General features: G+C 46.5%; 14 protein-coding genes. 13 read left to right on the top strand and 1 reads right to left on the bottom strand.

Annotated elements, in window-relative coordinates; translation table 11 throughout:
- The first annotated feature begins 90 nt into the window (after nt 1–90).
- The 3 genes from ACQ76X_RS07490 to ACQ76X_RS07480 all read left to right on the top strand — a co-directional run bounded on the left by ACQ76X_RS07490 (nt 91) and on the right by ACQ76X_RS07480 (nt 4871).
- Nucleotides 91–2790, top strand: a complete 2700-nt coding sequence (locus ACQ76X_RS07490) for a DUF4118 domain-containing protein (protein WP_438492678.1) — start codon at nt 91–93, stop codon at nt 2788–2790.
- On the top strand, nt 2783–3493 hold the full coding sequence (locus ACQ76X_RS07485; protein WP_438492676.1) for a response regulator: 711 nt from the start codon (nt 2783–2785) through the stop codon (nt 3491–3493). The genes ACQ76X_RS07490 and ACQ76X_RS07485 overlap by 8 nt, the downstream gene beginning before the upstream one ends.
- Before the next feature lie 754 nt (nt 3494–4247).
- Entirely contained in the window at nt 4248–4871 is a 624-nt protein-coding gene (locus ACQ76X_RS07480) for a hypothetical protein (protein WP_438492674.1), read from the top strand.
- A 729-nt stretch (nt 4872–5600) separates the two neighbouring features.
- Here the strand turns inward: ACQ76X_RS07480 and ACQ76X_RS07475 are convergent.
- Nucleotides 5601–6368 carry a hypothetical protein gene (locus ACQ76X_RS07475; protein WP_438492672.1) on the bottom strand — a complete coding sequence of 256 codons (768 nt, stop codon included), beginning with the start codon at nt 6366–6368 and terminating at the stop codon, nt 5601–5603.
- Between the two features lie 443 nt (nt 6369–6811).
- Between ACQ76X_RS07475 and ACQ76X_RS07470 the strand changes: the two genes are divergently transcribed.
- The 10 genes from ACQ76X_RS07470 to ACQ76X_RS07425 all read left to right on the top strand — a co-directional run bounded on the left by ACQ76X_RS07470 (nt 6812) and on the right by ACQ76X_RS07425 (nt 18872).
- Nucleotides 6812–6940, top strand: coding sequence for a hypothetical protein (locus ACQ76X_RS07470; RefSeq protein WP_269322560.1), 129 nt, complete (start codon nt 6812–6814; stop codon nt 6938–6940).
- A 230-nt stretch (nt 6941–7170) separates the two neighbouring features.
- On the top strand, nt 7171–7248 hold the full coding sequence (gene kdpF / locus ACQ76X_RS07465; protein WP_081966187.1) for a K(+)-transporting ATPase subunit F: 78 nt from the start codon (nt 7171–7173) through the stop codon (nt 7246–7248).
- Between the two features lie 71 nt (nt 7249–7319).
- On the top strand, nt 7320–8996 hold the full coding sequence (kdpA, locus tag ACQ76X_RS07460) for a potassium-transporting ATPase subunit KdpA (RefSeq protein WP_438492670.1): 1677 nt from the start codon (nt 7320–7322) through the stop codon (nt 8994–8996).
- A gap of 19 nt (nt 8997–9015) precedes the next feature.
- Nucleotides 9016–11049, top strand: coding sequence for a potassium-transporting ATPase subunit KdpB (gene kdpB, locus ACQ76X_RS07455; protein WP_438492668.1), 2034 nt, complete (start codon nt 9016–9018; stop codon nt 11047–11049).
- A 38-nt stretch (nt 11050–11087) separates the two neighbouring features.
- Complete coding sequence (kdpC, locus tag ACQ76X_RS07450; protein WP_438492666.1) at nt 11088–11708, top strand: potassium-transporting ATPase subunit KdpC; 621 nt, start codon at nt 11088–11090, stop codon at nt 11706–11708.
- 70 nt (nt 11709–11778) lie between these two features.
- Nucleotides 11779–14085, top strand: coding sequence for a histidine kinase (locus ACQ76X_RS07445; RefSeq protein WP_438492665.1), 2307 nt, complete (start codon nt 11779–11781; stop codon nt 14083–14085).
- A gap of 146 nt (nt 14086–14231) precedes the next feature.
- Nucleotides 14232–14810, top strand: a complete 579-nt coding sequence (locus ACQ76X_RS07440; protein ID WP_438492663.1) for a TetR/AcrR family transcriptional regulator — start codon at nt 14232–14234, stop codon at nt 14808–14810.
- 26 nt (nt 14811–14836) lie between these two features.
- Complete coding sequence (locus ACQ76X_RS07435; protein WP_438492661.1) at nt 14837–15703, top strand: DegV family protein; 867 nt, start codon at nt 14837–14839, stop codon at nt 15701–15703.
- A 39-nt stretch (nt 15704–15742) separates the two neighbouring features.
- Nucleotides 15743–17080, top strand: coding sequence for a voltage-gated chloride channel family protein (locus ACQ76X_RS07430; protein WP_438492866.1), 1338 nt, complete (start codon nt 15743–15745; stop codon nt 17078–17080).
- Nucleotides 17081–17393: 313 nt separating this feature from the next.
- Nucleotides 17394–18872 (top strand): Lsa family ABC-F type ribosomal protection protein, encoded by a 1479-nt coding sequence (locus ACQ76X_RS07425; RefSeq protein WP_438492659.1) that lies wholly within the window; start codon nt 17394–17396, stop codon nt 18870–18872.
- Nucleotides 18873–18888: the final 16 nt, after the last annotated feature.

The raw sequence follows: 18888 nt of genomic DNA, 5'->3' as shown, positions 1-18888 counted from the left end.
TAATACCACAGCCAAAGTTGTAACACTATGCAGATTTTGCTCATGATATACTAGCGCTAAAAGCGCAGATATTGTAAAAGGGGTAGCCAAATGGCAACAAACCGCACCGGCTCAGCTTCCGTATTTGAACAAATTCCTGATATGCCGGAAGAGAAAAGACTTGGAAGACTGAAAATATTCTTCGGTTACGCGGCAGGTGTCGGCAAGACTTGTGCCATGCTGAGTGCCGCCCATGAGGAACAAAAAGCCGGAATTGATGTTGCTGCAGGCTATATTGAGTCTCATCACAGGCCGGAGACACTGATTCTGCTCAAGGGTCTGGAGCTTATGCCGCCACTGGAAGTCACCCATAACGGAACGCTTACAAAGGAGTTTGATCTGGACCGTGCGATCCGGAGAAGACCTGATCTTATCCTGTTGGATGATCTGGCCCATATCAATGCGGCTGGCAGAAGGCATAAGAAAAGATATCAGGATATAGGCGAGCTGCTACGCGCAGGAATCCATGTCTATACGACCATTAATGTGCAGCATATTGAAAGCCTGCAGGATGTAGTTGCTTCAATAACCGGTATTTCTGTAGATGAGCGCATTCCTGATAGTGTATTCGATAGTGCCGATCAGGTTGAACTGGTTGATATTGAACCCGATGATTTGATCGACCGCCTGAACAAGGGAAACATCTATCCGGATGAAGAAGCACAAAGGGCAAATGCCCATTTGTATAACAAAGAAAAACTGACTGCCTTGCGTGAGATTGCACTGCGGTACACGGCAAATCAATTGAACAGAATCGCTTCACACATCGGTACTCAGGTAAAAACCAACGAATATTATGCCAAAGACCATGTCCTGGTCTGCCTTTCTTCGGCGGCTACCAATAAAAAGGTAATCCGCACGGCGGCGAGAATGGCGGAGGCTTTTCACGGGGAATTCACCGCATTGTTCGTGGAGACACCGAAGACGCAAAAGCTAACCCAAAAAAACAAGGCGGAACTTAGGGCAAACTTTCGGCTCGCAGAGCAGCTTGGCGCACAAATTGCCACAGTCTACGGAGAAGATATTCCTGGACAGATTGCGGAGTATGCCAAAGCAAGCCGGGTTTCGAAGATCGTGGTGGGGCGCTCCCATAACAAAAAGAAGTGGTTTGCAAAAGCGAATTTGGCTGATAAGCTGACCGCATCTGCACCCAATATCGACATTTATATTATTCCGGACACCCAGCCTACGTTCTATAAAAGATTTCCGCAATATGTGAGCTATCCCGAGCTGTCGCTGGCTGATACAGCCAAGACGACTGGAATTCTGGTTGTCTGCACCTTAATCGGACTGTGGTTTAATTATCTCGGTTTCAGGGAAGCCAATATTATCACGGTCTATATTCTGGGTGTGCTGCTCAATGCGATGGTTACCGGAGGCCGGCTGTACAGCGCTGTGTCTTCGGTTGTCAGTGTGCTTGTGTTTAATTACTTTTTTACCAAACCTTATTTTTCTTTACAGGCGTATGGTTCGGGTTATCCGGTTACCTTCCTGGTGATGCTGTCGGCTTCCTTTATCACGAGCACTCTGACTATGCGGGTAAAGGAGCAGGCCCGGCAATCCGCGCAAAAGGCTTATCGGACAGAGGTGCTTCTGGAGACAAGCCGTAAACTGCAGCAGGCCAAAGACACCACGGCAATCATTCATGAGACGGCACAGCAAATGGTGAAGCTGCTGGACAGAACGATTATTTTTTATCCGGTGCAGCAAGACAGCTTATCTGAGCCGCTGGTTTTTTCAAAGGAAGAGTCGGATATGGATCCTCTGGAGTTTACGGGCGGAAATGAACAAGCGGTTGCGGACTGGGTCTATAAGAATAACAAACGGGCCGGGGCTACCACAGATACCTTCTCGGCCGCCAGTTGCTTGTATCATGCGGTGCGGGGAGGCGATTGCGTATTTGCAGTGGCAGCCATCGCCATGGATAAGGAAGACCCTCTGGAGGTTTTTGAGAAAAGTCTGATGATTGCCATGCTGGGAGAATGTGCGCTGGCGCTGGAGAAAGAAATGCTAAACGAAAAACAAAAAGAAATCTCGATCCAAATCCAGCAGGAGCAGCTGCGGGCGAACCTGCTGCGCGGAATCTCCCATGATTTGCGTACCCCCCTGACCAGTATATCCGGCAATGCGGGAATCCTCATCGGGAACTCCAAGGTGCTGAGCGAGGAACAGAAGAAGGGGCTGTACACCGATATTTATGATGATTCCATGTGGCTTATTAATCTGGTGGAGAACCTGCTGTCCATCACCAGGATTGATAATGGCTCATTAAATCTGAATATGCAGGGAGAGCTTCTGGAGGAAGTAATTGCGGAAGCTTTGCTTCATATTCATCGGAGTAGCGTAGATCATATTATCAGCACCGTACTAGATGAAGAGCTGCTTATGGCTAAAATGGATTCCCGGCTGATTATTCAGGTCCTGATCAATATAGTCGACAACGCAATTAAATATACCGGGACCGGGTCACATATTACAGTCTCGGCGAGACGCGATAAAGAAATGGTCAGTGTAGAGATTTCCGATGACGGTCCCGGTATCCCGGAGGAAGCGAAGACCAAGCTGTTTGACATGTTCTATACGGCGGATAATATCCGCGGAGATGGCCGCCGCGGGTTGGGACTCGGGCTTTCATTGTGTAAATCTATTGTCACTGCTCATGGAGGCACAATAAGTGTGAAAGATAATGTTCCGCAAGGTACTGTATTCCGCTTTACCCTGCAGGCCGTGGAGGTGGTTGTTCATGAATAAGCCTTTAATTCTTGTCGTCGAGGATGACAAGCCCATCCGTAAATTGATTACTACAACACTGGAAACGCAGGGCTATAAGTACCATACAGCTGAAACAGGCCAGGCCTCGATTCTGGAGGCGGTCTCCAAGCAGCCGGATATTATGATACTGGACCTCGGACTTCCCGATATGGATGGTGTAGATATTATTAAGAAAGTTCGGGCGTGGTCGAATATCCCGATTATTGTAGTCAGCGCCCGCAGTGAAGACCGGGACAAAATCGACGCGCTGGATGCAGGCGCAGACGATTATCTGACCAAACCCTTCAGCGTGGAAGAACTGCTGGCTAGGCTCCGGGTCAGCCTGCGGCGCATCCGGTACGATAGTGACAAGCTGCTGAAGGATGCATCTATTTTTGCTAACGGAAGTCTCAGAATTGATTATTCGGCAGGCATTGTATTGTTGGACGATGAAGAAATCCACCTCACTCCCATTGAATACAAGCTAATCTGCCTGCTGGCCAAAAATGTGGGGAAAGTATTGACCCATAATTATATCCTGCATGAAATCTGGGGCAGTCATACCTATGACATCCCTGCCTTGCGCGTATTTATGGCGACTCTGAGAAAGAAAATAGAGAAGCTGCCTTCTCAGCCAAAGTACATTCAAACCCATATCGGAGTTGGTTACCGTATGCTGCAGGTTGGCGACGATACAAAGTGACCTGAGTTAACGCTTAGAATTCATGAAAATGTCAGCGTAAACCTGGAAGAATTTAACGAGAAATTTCAAAGCACCCATTCTACTAGGGCGTGTCTTCAAACCGCTTCACCCGCCAAAACCTGCTGCTGTATGCCCTAAGGAATGATAGGTACAGTAGCATTTTCTGATCACACGCGGAGAAAGGCGTTTCGCCACTAGGTAGTTTTTTCGGTAGAGGTTTACGTCTCGGTGTTTCAGAGACTTCGCTCTTCTTCCGAAGGTGTGTGTGCGTCCGGAAAGTGTATTCCTGGCTCGGAGCATGAACGGACCGAGTTGCAGTTATTTGGAGCTTTTAGCCTGTTACAGGAGGACAACGGACTCCAGCGCAGTTATTTCTCCCTGATGGCCGCTTTTTGATAGAATATAGAGCTGATAAGGTCGTCTGGGTCCGCAAAAGAGATTAAACAGGGGTTTTACTCTCCATAGCGTCTCCTGAGTCCTTTACGAGTAAATGAACCCGCTGCGGGCTTTTAGGGTCCCTACTTTCAATACTAAAATCCCTGCTTCCCCAGAGCTCTTCCAGTTTGAAGAGATGCTCTAATAAAAGAATTGATTGGATGGTAAAAAATAAAAAGGAAAAATCCAGTAAAAATACACTAATATGGTGTATCTATTGTTTTGTAATTATAATCATGTGTTAAAATGGTAATGTTTGAATAATATAGGAGGGGGTAGGCAAGAATTTTAGTGTCTAAAAATTTAAAAAGAAGGTTGAATGGTGAAAAATAAAAAAGTGTTTACAGTTTTAGCTACAGCATTTTTGTTAACTTCCATCTCTGTTTCTATATCGGCGGCAAGTTCTACACCAAATGCTTCGGATGCACCTGCCAGTATTGCTCAGGTTGTTCCAAGTAGCAATTTCGTAGATAATTTAAATACAACACAGATTGAGACTAATTCTACTGTTCAAGTTACTGATGTCCCTAATATCACTGTCCCTCTATCCACAGAGCCTGTGCAAGTTCTGACAGAGAAAAACGTTGCTGCAAGAGGAAGTAATGCTCCAACTAACTTTTGGAACTTGGCAAATAACTCTTATGCAGGCTCCTTCTCTTATGTAGAGGACTATGTATTTACGAATTATTATTTCCCTGTTAATGGTGAGAAAATAATATATATCAATGTTACTACTACCCCAGTGAATCATGGGGCAACTGGAAAATATAGAATTGTTGTTTATGAACTTACAACTGGAAATGTTGCTGCAACCTATAAGGGGACTGTTGGCATAACTGCAAATGCGATGTTCTATAATCTCAATCAAAATAAGACATATTACTTTGGTATTTTGAATGATATGGATAGCCCAATAGATGGATCGCTTACAGTTTTTCACTAATAAAATGTTATATATCTGCCCAACGGCTTCGGCTGATGGGCATTTTTTTAATTCACTTTGTGAAAGTTTTTATTGGAAAATAATGATCAATACACTTTACAGAATTGCGATGAAATATCATTCTGGGGAAAACAGGCTAGGTATTGGTTCTTCTTGTTGGTATTTATTCAGCAATTTCCGCAGCCGATGTGGTAAACATGGTGTGTAGCTATATGAAAAAGAATTGATCAAAGATGTAATGAAGTATTCTATTATTCCAATTAGTATTATTGTTTTCGGTCTCGTAATCTATCCCATCTATATAAGTTTGATGAATTAGATCAAAACTTACCTGTTAAAATAAATCGAATTACTGGAAACACTAAAATCCTTACACTTAACGGATGGCAAGATGTAAATGACTATAATTATGCATTATATAGATTGAACTTAAAAACTTGAGATAAGGAAAGGGAGGAACGGAGGGGGATTTTGGAACTGGAGGAGCGGTAGCGTCCGCCTTTGTCTTCGGATTTCTACCGCTAAGAGCGGTATTGATCAAGAAATCTGTAGACAACAGCGGCCGGAAGTCCAAATATTCACCGTAGTTGCGACTGATCCTGTACTCTAAAACCTTAAGTTCAATCTAAAGCAGCGTTATAAATAGTGAAGATACTTGGTCTCCACAGAGAAAAGGATCACAGAGCGATAATAAGCCGCCTGTGATCCTGCTATTAAATGTAAAATGAATTAGAATACCTCGTAATTATGGCCATAGTTATTATCCCAATACGTTTGCCCGCCAGTTGTATATTCAATCGAATATTTAACATTTGTAGCACCCGGAACATTGAAACTGTAGCTCCATCTTTCAACACTATTGAAATTATTCACGGAGCCATTAAAAGTGGCGTAGCCCTCATGAGTTGTTGCCCAGTCGTCCGTTGTGTACAGTATTTTTACTGTTTTTGCCGGATTCAGGTTTTTCACATAGATATTTCCGCTAAATTCACCATTGCTCAGAGTACTCTTGGCGTTAAGCACATTTGGTGATCCCAAAATCACAGAACTTAGGGGAACTGTATGATTCACTTGATTGTAATAATTCGCTCCCCCGTTGTTATCCCAATAGGTCTGGTTATTCACTTCGTATTTGATTGCGAATTTTATGAAGTCCAGATTCTTCAACTCCAAATGATCTGTTGAAGAATCAGTTCTGGAAATGCCAAAATGCCATTTCTCACGGTTTACATCCGCCGCCCCAACATAAGATGCACTCGTATCATACCAATTTGTGTTATCTGTCGTGTAGTGGACAGTCACATTCTTCACGGGTCCCAGATTAGCAACTTCAATATTGCCGCTGAATCCGACATATCCAGGTTTATAAATAACGCCGACATCCGAGTCAATAAGCTTGACCTCATTACCGCTGGCAAATGCCGATCCGGCAAAGGATACACCAAAAATCAGAGTAAACATCATTAATCCAGCAAAAAGTTTTTTTATTGCTTTCACAGTTCTCGCTCCTCTAATTTAAAATTTTTACACCTGAGTCTGAGCCGACAAGGAAGACATACATTTGTACGCGTTATGGTTCTTTCATCCCTCCCTTAACACTTTGAAACCAAATTGCAACTTACGGAAAGGAAATCATTTCCTGTTAATACAATAATCTTAATTGGGCTTGATGTAAATAGTAAATTAGTAACATATTTTATATATTAAGTAAGGTAACTTTCGCACATGGAAGAATGTACAGACTAACTGGATACTGTAGTACGGAATTAACCGTCTTGGGTGAAGGCGGTTTTTTTTGGTTTCAGAAAAGGAAGGACTCGCCGTCTATACGATCAACTTAATGCAATCTTTATCCGCTCATACAAACCCTGACCCTGAATTAATGCCGTGAGTGCTATTCTAAACCGGTAGCTAAATATGACATTCAGGAAGGGATCTTTATGATGGATGAATTTTTGAAAAATGCCGGGTTGATCGCAATCATGATCGTGGTGCTTTATACCATTAAGAAGATTTATGACTACATTGATTTAAAGAGGGCAGGCGACTATGAAGATGATGAATTCTGACAATCTTAATGCAATCTTTATTCTCTCATGCAAACCCTAACCCTGAACTAATGGCATAGATGTTACGCTGAATCAGTAGTTAAAAGCAGATATGAGAGAATGTTGGAGAGGAGTGCGAAGGGTATGATGGACATGTATATGGTGGTGGCACTCGCTGTGTTTTTCGGTATGTTCTATGCGTTTGCACAGTGGTGTGGGAACGTCATCGACGATAAAGGGGGGAAAGAGCAATGACAGTGGTCCTGATCGCAACGATGCTGTTGTTTCTCTATTTGGTCTACGCCCTGATTCATCCGGAGAAATTTTAGGCAGTGCGGTAAAAAACAGCAAGACATATAGAGCATTGAGCTGAAGCTCATTATATGAAGGAGGGGCATTCGTGGGTATTATACAAATCGTCGTAGTCATTGCCATACTGCTACTACTGGTTAAACCGGTAGGAACTTATTTATATCATGTGTTCTCAAATGAACCAAACCGGTTGGACCGGATCTTTGGGGGATTCGAGCGAGGCATATACAAGGTAAGCGGCCTGAAAAACCGTGAAGGGATGTCCTGGAAGACCTATGCACTCAGCTTTCTTTCTACCAACATTGTGCTGGTTGTGTTCGGTTATCTGGTTCTCCGCCTGCAGGGCGGACTGCCTGTAAATCCGAATGGAATTACCGAGCTGGAACAGACCCTTACGTTTAACACGGTAATCAGCTTCATGACCAACACTAATCTGCAGCATTACAGCGGGGAGACCGGTCTTTCCTATTTCTCGCAGATGGCGGTTATCACCATGATGATGTTCACATCGGCAGCCAGCGGTTTTTCCGTAGCAGCAGCTTTTGTGAGAGGAATTACCGGTAAAAATTCACTGGGGAATTTCTTCGAAGACTTCGTCAAGGCGATTATTCGGGTGTTCCTGCCGCTTGCACTGCTTGTAACAATGGCTTTAGTAGCACTTCATGTTCCGCAGACCTTGAAACCTACACTGGAGGTAACTACGCTGGAGGGTGCTGCTCAACAGATTGCGATCGGGCCGGTTGCCTCACTGGAATCCATCAAGCATCTGGGAACGAATGGCGGAGGATTCTTCGGGGCGAATTCCGCACATCCATTTGAGAATCCGTCACCGCTTACCAATGTCATTGAAATCCTGTCCATGTGGATGCTGCCCGCATCCTTGCCTTATATGTACGGACTGTTCGCTAAGAATAAACGGCAGGGCTGGGGCATCTTTGCGGCCATGATGACTTTGTTCGTATTGCTGTTGTCGCTCAATTATGCTGCGGAGATCAAAGGAAATCCGGCAATGGCAGACCTGGGGATTGAGACTTCTCAAGGCAGCATGGAGGGAAAAGAAGTCCGCTTCGGTGTACCACAATCCGCCTTGTTTACGGCAGTAACAACCGCTGCGACGACAGGTAGCGTCAATAATATGCATGATACCCAAACCCCGCTGGGAAGTATCACGCCGCTTGCGTTAATGATGCTGAATAACGTCTTCGGTGGCAAAGGCGTGGGCCTTATCAATATGCTGATGTACGCCGTGCTTGCGGTCTTCCTGTGCGGGCTGATGGTGGGGAGGACGCCGGAATTCCTCGGTCGAAAGATTGAAGCGAGGGAGATGAAGCTGATCGCGGTGGCGATACTGATTCATCCGCTGATCATTTTGGCACCGACAGCAGCCTCATTCCTGACAGATCTGGGGCAAGGCGCTATCAGTAATAGCGGGTACCATGGTCTGACGCAAGTGTTATACGAATACACTTCCTCTGCTGCCAACAACGGTTCAGGTTTCGAAGGACTTGCGGACAACAGCACATTCTGGAATGTGATGACTGGTATTGTAATGCTGCTAGGACGCTATATCTCAATCATTGCAATGCTCGCCGTTGCAGGTTCCCTGATCCGCAAGCAACCCGTACCGGAGACAATCGGCACATTCCGTACAGACAACGGTCTGTTCACCGGCATCTTGATCGGTACGGTGCTGATCATTGGTGCGCTGACATTTCTGCCGGTCGTGGTCCTGGGGCCGATTGCTGAACATTTGACTCTACGGTAGGAAAGAGGGAGAAATAGAGATGAGTACTGTACAAAAAAAGAAGCTGCTGAGTGGGCCTATTATACGAAGTGCAGTCAAGGACAGCTTTATCAAGCTGAATCCGATGACACTAATGAAGAATCCGGTCATGTTTGTGGTTGAAATTGGAACAATTATTGTTCTGCTAATGATTCTCGCCCCTGGTTATTTCGACGCTGAGGAGGCTAGAGGCTTCAATATAGCGGTCTTCTTCATACTGCTGGTTACCGTATTGTTTGCCAATTTTGCGGAAGCTCTGGCGGAAGGCCGCGGGAAAGCACAGGCGGATACATTGAAGAAGACCAAGCAGGATATTTCCGCGAATAGACTGGTGGGAGGCGTCATTAAGATAGTTCCTTCCTCCGAACTGCGTAAAGGCGATGTCGTTGTTGTCAGTCAAGGAGAACTTATTCCGGGCGACGGCGAAGTCATTGAAGGGCTGGCATCCGTGGATGAATCGGCTATAACAGGTGAATCGGCTCCCGTTATTAAAGAAGCCGGCGGAGATTTTGGCTCCGTGACAGGCGGTACGAGAGTCGTAAGTGATCAGATCAAGGTACAGATTACAAGTGAACCCGGCGAGTCTTTCCTTGACCGGATGATCTCACTGGTGGAAGGAGCCAAACGGCAGAAAACACCGAATGAAATTGCGCTGAACACGCTATTGATCAGCTTGACGATTATCTTCCTGATCGTGGTAGTCACCCTGCAGCCTATTGCCGCTTATCTGGAGGTCAACCTGGAAATTCCGGTCTTGATTGCGCTGCTGGTCTGTCTGATCCCCACTACCATTGGGGGGTTATTGTCGGCAATCGGAATTGCGGGCATGGATCGGGTTACACAGTTCAATGTGCTCGCCATGTCCGGTAAAGCAGTCGAAGCTGCCGGAGACATCAACACGATGATTCTTGATAAGACCGGCACGATTACCTTTGGCAACCGCATGGCCAGTGAATTTGTTCCTGTGGGCAATGAGACAGTAGGGGATCTGGCCGGATGGGCAGCTGTCAGCTCGCTGAAAGATGAGACGCCGGAAGGGCGCTCCGTCATTGAGCTGGCCAAGAAACAAGGATACAGTTACGACAGCAGCCTTATGGCTGGAGGCGAGTTTATAGAATTCCGCGCCGAAACGCGGATGAGCGGAATGGATCTGCAGGACGGCCGGATGGTTCGCAAAGGGGCTGTGGATTCCATTAAGCGCTGGGTGTCCTCCCAAGGAGGACAGATTCCAGATCAATTGGATCAGCAAACGAATGCCATTGCCGGTAAAGGAGGAACACCGCTGGCTGTTGCAGTGGATAACCGGATATACGGACTTATCTATCTGAAAGACACGGTTAAGCCAGGGATGAAGGAACGATTTGATGAACTGCGCAAAATGGGTATCAAGACGATTATGTGTACAGGGGACAATCCGCTGACTGCCGCTACTATCGCCTTCGAGGCCGGAGTCGACGGATTCATTGCCGAAAGTACACCGGAGAATAAGATCGAGGTCATCCGCCGGGAGCAAAGTGAAGGCAAGCTGGTGGCAATGACTGGGGACGGCACGAATGATGCGCCTGCATTGGCACAGGCGGACGTGGGACTTGCGATGAACAGCGGAACCACAGCGGCGAAGGAAGCGGCCAATATGGTTGATCTGGACTCCGACCCGTCCAAGATCATTGAGGTTGTGGCGATCGGCAAGCAGTTGCTGATGACACGCGGAGCATTGACAACCTTCAGTATCGCGAATGATATCGCCAAGTATTTTGCGATTATTCCCGCCATGTTTACGCTGGCCATTCCAGAGATGGAAGTGCTGAACGTAATGGGACTAGGTTCTCCAAGCTCCGCGATTATCTCGGCACTGATCTTTAATGCAATTATCATTCCATTGCTTATCCCTCTGGCGATGAGAGGCGTATCGTATAAGCCGATGAGCTCCACCAAGCTGCTGAGCCGGAATATATTTATCTATGGGCTTGGCGGGATCCTGGTTCCCTTCCTCGGCATTAAACTGATCGACCTGGTGGTAAGCATTTGGATTTAAGATCACTGCACTCGGCTAGAAGAAAGGATGAACAAACCATGCAAATCGTCAATTCAGGCGCAATAGAGCAAAAGCCTGTATCTAAAGGTTCATATATATTTAGTGTGATAAGACTTAGCCTAGTGTTCGTTGTATTATGCGGGATCATCTATCCGCTGGCTTCTACCGCGCTTGCCCAGGTGCTCATGCCTTCCCAGGCGAACGGTAGCCTGCTGAAGAATGGAGAAGGGCAGGTGATTGGCTCTGAGCTAATTGGCCAGAACTTTAAGAATCCGGCGTTATTCCAGGGCCGTGTATCCAGTATTGAATACAAGGCTGAAGCCTCGGGATCGAACAACTATGGACCGTCCAATCCGGATATGCTAAAGCGCACCAGCGATTCTATAGCTGAGTGGAAAGCGAATAACCCTGACGTTCCGGTTAGTGAGCTGCCTATAGATTTGGTCACGAACTCCGGTTCCGGCCTGGATCCGCATATATCTCCCGCTGCGGCTACGGTACAGATCCCCAGAATCAGCAATCTGACCGGTATTTCAGCAGATAAGCTAGAAGCATTGGTGGCAAAATATACTGAAGGCCGCGATCTTGGGGTGTTTGGTGAGGAACGTGTCAATGTGCTGAAGCTGAATCTCGCTTTAATGGAAACACCGGCGAATTAGAACCGGCTCACCCCTGCCTGCGCTTTCAGCGGACAGGGGTAGTTTCCGCTTAAGGATTGGAGGTTAACGAGTGGCACCATACAAACGAAAAACTCCGGAAGAAATTCTGTATTCCATTTACCGTTTGCACCGGGGCAGGCTGAAGATTATCATCGGCTCTGTCAGCGGATCAGGCAAAACCTATCATATGCTGGAGGAAGGCAAGTTATTGAAAAAGCAGGGCATTGATGTTGTAATCAGTGCCGTATCGACGATGCAGAGAGCGGAAACCATGCAGCAGCTTGCCGATCTGGAGCGTGTCCCCAGCATTCATTGGTCGAAAGACGGCAAGGAGCAGAAGGATCTTCCTTTGGAGACTCTGCTGGAGCGCAATCCCGAGGTACTGCTTGTAGATGGCTTGGCGCACCGCAACCGCAAAGAAGCCCGTTTTCAGACGCGGCTGGAAGATATCCGTTATTTAATGGACAACGGCATCAGCGTGATTACGACCATCAATGTGTATGAATTGGCCGGAGTGGGGGAGACCATCTTTCAAATGACGGGAATCCGTGCAGATGAAACCGTACCGCTGCATACCCTGGAGCTTGCAGATGAGGTCCGCTTGATCGATGTCTCACCCGAAACCATTCTGAAGCGGATCGAGGAGGGTGTTTTGGGCCATGAGACACATCCTGCACTGTCCCGACCCGGCAATCTCGGCGTGCTTCGTGAGCTGTCTCTGCGTCTGGTGGCTGAAGGCGTCAATGATTCGCTTGAGAAACATCGCGAAGAACATGGGCTCATTGGTCCTTCCGGCGCGATGGAGCGGATACTGGTATCCGCGCAGTACCATTGGAACGGCTCGCTTTATGTGAGAAGAGGCCAGCAAATCGCCAAGCGGTTGGGCGGTGATCTGATTGTGGTGACATTTGCTATTCCCAACCGGCCGCTGACGAAGGACCAGCAGACCTTTAAGCGTTCGATTGTAAAGCTGGTAGAGCGGGTGGGCGCCAGGTTTGAAGAGCTTCCTCTCACCCTACAACGCCAGCTTCCTTCCGAACTGGTGCGTTATGCCATTCAAAACAACGTGACCCGGATCGTCATGGGCCACTCTCAAAAAAGCCGTTGGCAGGAGCGGTGGCAAGGCTCGATCGCTGACCGTGTGCTGCGGCAGACCCGCAATATTGATGTGTTTCTGATGGCCGACCGGGCTGAGCAGGAAGGAGAACGGATTCTGCCGATCAAACGTAATCCGCAAGGGAAGAAGGAGCCTTTCCACCGGTTGACCAGTCAAGAGATGGAGAAGAAGATTGAAGTGATCCGCCGTGGAACCTTTAAGGTATATATCGGTGCGGCTCCCGGAGTCGGCAAAACTTACAAGATGCTTCAGGAGGGGAATATACTTCAAAGCAGAGGCATCGATGTTGTCATCGGGCTGCTGGAAACCCATGGCAGGAAGGAAACCCAGGAGCAGATAGGCGAATTAATGACGGTACCCCGGGCCAAAATTCTATATCAAAGTACGCATTTGGAAGAAATGGACACGGACGCAATTATTGCCCGCCGCCCGGAGGTCGTCCTGGTGGATGAACTGGCACATACCAACGTGCCCGGCAGTATAACCAGAAAGCGGTATGAAGATGTGATCCGTCTGCTCGAAAACGGCATTTCTGTCATTACAACTGTAAATGTGCAGCATCTGGAAAGCTTGAACGACGCGGTAGCCCAATTAACCGGCGTACGCGTCAGGGAGACCGTGCCGGATGCGATTCTCAAAATGGCCAGTGAGGTCGAACTGATCGATGTAACGCCACAAATGCTGCAGGAGCGGATGCGGGAAGGGAAGATATACGCCTCAGAGAAAGTAAACCAGGCGCTGGAATCATTTTTCAAGATCGGCAATCTCATTGCACTGCGTGAACTGGCCCTCCGCGAAATTGCGGATGATGTAGATGAGAGGCTGGAGGCCTGGGACCGGGACAATTCCTTGCGGGGCCCATGGAGCAGGAAAGAGGTGATCTTCGTCTGTGTGGATCTGGGACCAAGGGCAGAGCGGCTGATTCGCCGCGGATTCCGCATCGCGCATCGCTTGAAAGCCGAGTGGTATGTTCATTATGTGCACTGCAGTTCGAAAGAAACACCCGAGGAGCAGAAACGGCTGGAGACGCTGCGTCGCCTAACAGAACAGCTTGGAGGGAATTTAGAGGTGACTATGGCAGAAAGCCGTAAGAACCTGCACGAGCATTTATTAATCAGGATCAATGAAGTGAAGACGACACAGCTGATCATCGGGCAGGTGCGGAAGCCGCTCTGGCGGACGCTCATCAAAAAAAGCTTCGTCCACTATCTGCTCCGTCATGCCCGGCATATGGATATGCTGGTGGTGGCTGATCAATGAGAAGAGTGAGGAACACAGAAGGAACCGATCCTGTGGATCGGTTCCTTTTACATTCTTCTTTTAAAGTCTTATAATAGGAGAATGAATATTCATTCCGCTCTAATCTATACCGGTTTAATCCGGAACCATTCCAGTCTAAGGTAAGGGTGATTACACTGGCTACTAACAAACGCGAAGATATCATGAAAGCGGCCTTGGTGCTGTTTGCCGAGAGAGGATATGACGGCACAACCGTTCCGATGATTGCTGAAAGTGCGAAGGTAGGAGCAGGTACGATATATCGCTATTTTGCCAATAAAGAATCGCTTGTTAACGGATTGTTTCAGCATTGCGTGCAAGTGTTCTCGGACACGTTAAAATATGAGGGCATTCATTCCACGCCGGATATTCGGGAGCAATTTCATTATATTTTTCAGCGTTTAGTGAAGTTTGCCGATAATAATGTGAATGCGCTGCTCTTTATCGAATCCCATAATAGCGCTTATTATCTGGATGACCGAAGCAAAAAGGTTTTTGATGAGCTGCTCGGAACGTTTCGCCAAGTTTTGGAGAATGGTAAAAAAGTTGGGGTCATCAAAGAGTTCAATACAGATGCGCTGATTGCCATTGTATATGGTTCGTTCGTGCTGCTGTTCAAGCTGATTAAGTCTGGAGTGTTAACCGAAACCACCGATCTGCTGGAAGGGGTCGAAGAAAGCTGTTGGAATGCCATTAGAATCCTATGATTCTAGTGTTTTAAGGAGACTGCCAAATGACAAAAGTAAAGATATTTACAGATAGTCTTTCAGATCTGCCGCCCACCGTAATTGAACAATATGAGATTGGCATAGCTCCTGTATATGTTGTTTTTAGTAATGAGCTGATATTTCGGCATACGGTCGATATTACTACTGAGGAAATCTACACCTACGTAAGAGAGAAGGGGACGATTCCCGGTATAGCTGCTCCAACATCTCATGATTTAAGTACTCTCTTTGCTCCTTGTATTGCTGCCGGAGACAATGTGTTATTCATCAGCATGGCCTCGGGGTTATCCCCAACCTACAAGAATGCAGTGGCAGCCGCCCAACAATTTCCAGAAGGAAGAGTCACTGTCATTGATTCCTCAAGCATTTCCTCAGGGACGGCAATGATGGTCCTGCGGGCAGTCGCAGCGGCGAGGAAGAGAAGGCATCCCGCAACTATAACCAAAGAGCTGCATCACTCCCGGACAAACCTGGAGGAAGAAATGCTGCTTGATAAGCTTAACTTTATAAATCAGGGTGGAAATGTTTACGGTTTACATAATCGGATAAAAAGTCCTTTGAATTTAAAAAGTCCGGCAACGGTCAGGTCGGGGCGCATGCATTTCTCCATGAATGAGCCACAAGGCGGCGCCACAAAAGCGCTGGATAAGATGCTGCACAATGCATTTGACAACAAAGACGAGATTGACCAGAAACTTGTGCTTATCTCACAGACGATGGCAGAGCAGCCTGCTGAATATTTAAGGGAAGCATTGATTAAAAAAGTGGGATGCGACGAAGTGCTTGTGACTTCGAGCATCAGCGGATTTCTCTCCCGCACCTCACCACGAAGTTTGGGTGTAAGCTACTACCGCAGAGCTGATCAGGACTGATACATTACGGAAAAGCGGGGAATACAGCAAATGAAGAACATGTATGCGAAATGGGCGACGATTACGGAAAGAAGCAGCCATCTGGCGCTGTGGAGCACTTTTCTGAAATGGATTGTCCTGGGCGGCATAGTAGGCGTATTGTCCGGAACGGCCTCGGCTTTTTTCCTCAAGAGTCTGGATTATGTTACTGAGGTTCGGCTGAATCATGGATGGCTGCTCTTTCTGCTTCCGGCGGGAGGCGCGCTGGTAAGCTTTCTATACATGCGCTACGGCAAAAACAGTGCCAAGGGAAATAATCTGATTTTGGAGCAAATCCGGGAGGGAAATGAAACGATTCCGTTGCGGATGGCTCCTTTGGTGCTGTTTGGCACGCTTATCACTCATCTCTTCGGTGGTTCAGCCGGGCGGGAAGGAACTGCAGTACAAATGGGGGGCAGCTTGGCCGAAGCATTCGGGAGACTTATTAAGATCAATGCGCTGGACCGGAAAATATTGCTGATGTGCGGGATAAGTGGTGGTTTCGCCTCTATTTTCGGGACACCTTTGGCCGGCACCATTTTTGGGTTAGAGGTGATTGCGATTGGACTCATCAGCCATAAAGCGCTTCTGCCCTGTTTCACAGCCAGTTTTGTGGGCGATCTGGTGACTACCCGCTTATGGAAGGTGCATCATACTCATTATCAGGTGGATGTTGTTCCGGCTCTGGATCTTGTCGTCCTGTTAAAAGTGATCGCTGCTGCGATAGTGTTTGGTTTAGTCAGTATGTTGTTCAGCGAGCTGACCCATTTTTTAAAGCGAACGTTCACCTACATCTTTAAAAACCCGATGCTAAAGAGTGCGGTAGGCGGGCTCATTATTATTGCCTTAGTTTATGTCATAGGTTCCAGGGATTACTTGGGACTTGGTATTCCACTCATCAGCGGGTCCTTTGAGACAGAAATGCCGCCTTTTGCGTTCCTGTGGAAGCTCATTTTCACTGCACTTACTTTAGGTACAGGCTACCAGGGCGGTGAAGTTACTCCTTTATTCGCTATAGGGGCGACACTCGGAAACAGCCTGGCTGGTGTACTTCATTTATATGCTCCTTTCCTGGCCTCACTGGGTTTTATTGCGGTATTCTGCGGAGCCACCAATACACCAATTGCCTGTTTCATTATGGGGATTGAACTATTTGGTTCCACCGGGGCGGTTTATATGTTTATCGCTTGTGTAGTCAGTTTTTTATTCTCAGGACATACCGGAATTTATACATCCCAGCAGATCGGCGTATCGAAAAGTTCTTTGATCTCTATTCCTGAAGGAACCACCCTAGCCTCCGTCAAGGGTCTGCGCAAACGAAAAACAAAAGCCAGCGGAGAAAATCATACCAATCAGTAGATTTGCTGATCAAAACCATGCTTGGGTTGAAATTAAAAAAATGGTATGGTAAAATTCTGTTACTTTAATGACTGGAGTTGAAAAGGATAATGTAGAAATTTTCTTGCGAATCTTTTAAACAATAAAACGACAACTGCGATTTTATTTCGCATGTGTTTTATTCTTTATACGCAAGAAAGTTACGCATTTCTTTTCACTCAGACGAATATCCTTGTCTAACTCCGCTTTGGGGCTGGATTTGCTGTATTTATTTGAGCTACAAGAAAGTAACTTTCTTGTAGCTCTTATTTTTTTATATACAGGAGGATTATTTATGTCATTAATCAATGTTGCGAACCTGACGTTTGCCTATGAAGGCAGCTACGATAATATATTTGAGAACGTAAGTTTTCAAATTGATACCGATTGGAAATTAGGGTTTACGGGAAGAAACGGGAGAGGGAAAACAACCTTCTTAAGCTTGTTGCTTGGTAAATATGAATATAGCGGAACGATTTCGGCTAAGGTCGATTTTGACTATTTCCCGTTCCCTGTCGAGAATAAGGAAAATAATACCCTTGACGTAATCAGCGACATCTACCCGGATTATATTCACTGGAAGCTGATGCGGGAGCTTTCCTTGCTAAAGGTATCCGAGGATGTTCTGTACCGGCCATTTGACTCCTTGTCTAACGGTGAGCAGACGAAGGTGCTGCTAGCTGCATTATTTATTAAGGAAAACAGCTTTTTGCTCATTGATGAGCCTACCAATCATTTGGATCTAAATGCAAGAAAACTGGTCAGTGCTTATCTGAATACCAAGAGCGGCTTTATCCTGGTCTCCCACGACAGATCCTTTCTGGATAATTGTGTAGACCACATCCTGTCAATCAATAAAACCAACATAGAAATTCAAAAGGGAAATTTCTCCGCTTGGTGGGAAAATAAAAGGCGGCAAGATCATTTTGAACTGGCAGAGAATGAAAAACTAAGAAGAGACATCAAGCGCTTGTCAGATTCTTCTAAACGAACGGGCAACTGGTCGCATGAGGTGGAGAAAACCAAAAATGGAACACGGAATTCCGGTTCCAAGTTGGATAAAGGTTATGTTGGCCACAAGGCTGCTAAAATGATGAAACGCTCTAAAGCCATTGAGCAAAGACAGCAATCTGCCATTGCCGAAAAGTCTAAACTGCTGAAAAATATTGAAAATTCCGACAGCCTGGAGATTTCACAGCTTGATTATCATAAAAACGAGCTGGTTGAGCTTGAACATGTCTCGATTCAATACGGGGAGAAGATCGTCTGCGCAGATATCAGCTTTTCGATTGAGCAGGGAGAGCGAATTGCGCTTTCCGGTATAAACGGCTCCGGTAAATCGAGCATTATCAAGCTGATTTGCGGCGAGGAACTTGATTACACAGGCACACTCAGAAAGGACAGCCAGCTTACGATATCTTACGTATCACAGGACACCTCACATTTACAGGGCAATTTAACGGACTACGCCAGAAGCAATGGGATTGATGAAAGCCTGTTTAAATCGATTTTAAGAAAACTTGATTTCTCCAGAGTACAGTTTGAAAAGGATATATCTGCGTTTAGCGGCGGGCAAAAGAAGAAAGTCCTTATTGCGAAAAGCCTAAGTGAGAAGGTCCATTTGCATATTTGGGATGAGCCGCTTAATTTTATTGATATTATTTCCCGGATGCAGATTGAAGAGCTGCTGCTGGAATACACACCAACTATTCTTTTTGTCGAGCATGACAGTGAATTTTGCAACAATATCGCTACAAAAATCATTCCTTTGTAATCCATTACCTGAATTT

Origin of the sequence: Paenibacillus sp. IHBB 3054 (assembly GCF_051594305.1) — a bacterium.
In the GTDB taxonomy this organism is placed as follows: domain Bacteria; phylum Bacillota; class Bacilli; order Paenibacillales; family Paenibacillaceae; genus Paenibacillus_AQ.
This window is presented reverse-complemented; position numbering and strand designations above follow the sequence as displayed.

Bases quoted from the DNA above. Each gene is read 5' to 3' on its own strand.
- kdpC (WP_438492666.1), top strand. From the start codon at position 11,088: ATGCAAATCGTCAATTCAGGCGCAATAGAGCAAAAGCCTGTATCTAAA.
- ACQ76X_RS07470 (WP_269322560.1), top strand. From the start codon at position 6,812: ATGATGGATGAATTTTTGAAAAATGCCGGGTTGATCGCAATCATGATC.
- ACQ76X_RS07480 (WP_438492674.1), top strand. From the start codon at position 4,248: ATGGTGAAAAATAAAAAAGTGTTTACAGTTTTAGCTACAGCATTTTTG.
- ACQ76X_RS07435 (WP_438492661.1), top strand. From the start codon at position 14,837: ATGACAAAAGTAAAGATATTTACAGATAGTCTTTCAGATCTGCCGCCC.
- kdpB (WP_438492668.1), top strand. From the start codon at position 9,016: ATGAGTACTGTACAAAAAAAGAAGCTGCTGAGTGGGCCTATTATACGA.
- ACQ76X_RS07430 (WP_438492866.1), top strand. From the start codon at position 15,743: ATGTATGCGAAATGGGCGACGATTACGGAAAGAAGCAGCCATCTGGCG.
- ACQ76X_RS07425 (WP_438492659.1), top strand. From the start codon at position 17,394: ATGTCATTAATCAATGTTGCGAACCTGACGTTTGCCTATGAAGGCAGC.
- kdpF (WP_081966187.1), top strand. From the start codon at position 7,171: ATGACAGTGGTCCTGATCGCAACGATGCTGTTGTTTCTCTATTTGGTC.
- ACQ76X_RS07485 (WP_438492676.1), top strand. From the start codon at position 2,783: ATGAATAAGCCTTTAATTCTTGTCGTCGAGGATGACAAGCCCATCCGT.
- ACQ76X_RS07490 (WP_438492678.1), top strand. From the start codon at position 91: ATGGCAACAAACCGCACCGGCTCAGCTTCCGTATTTGAACAAATTCCT.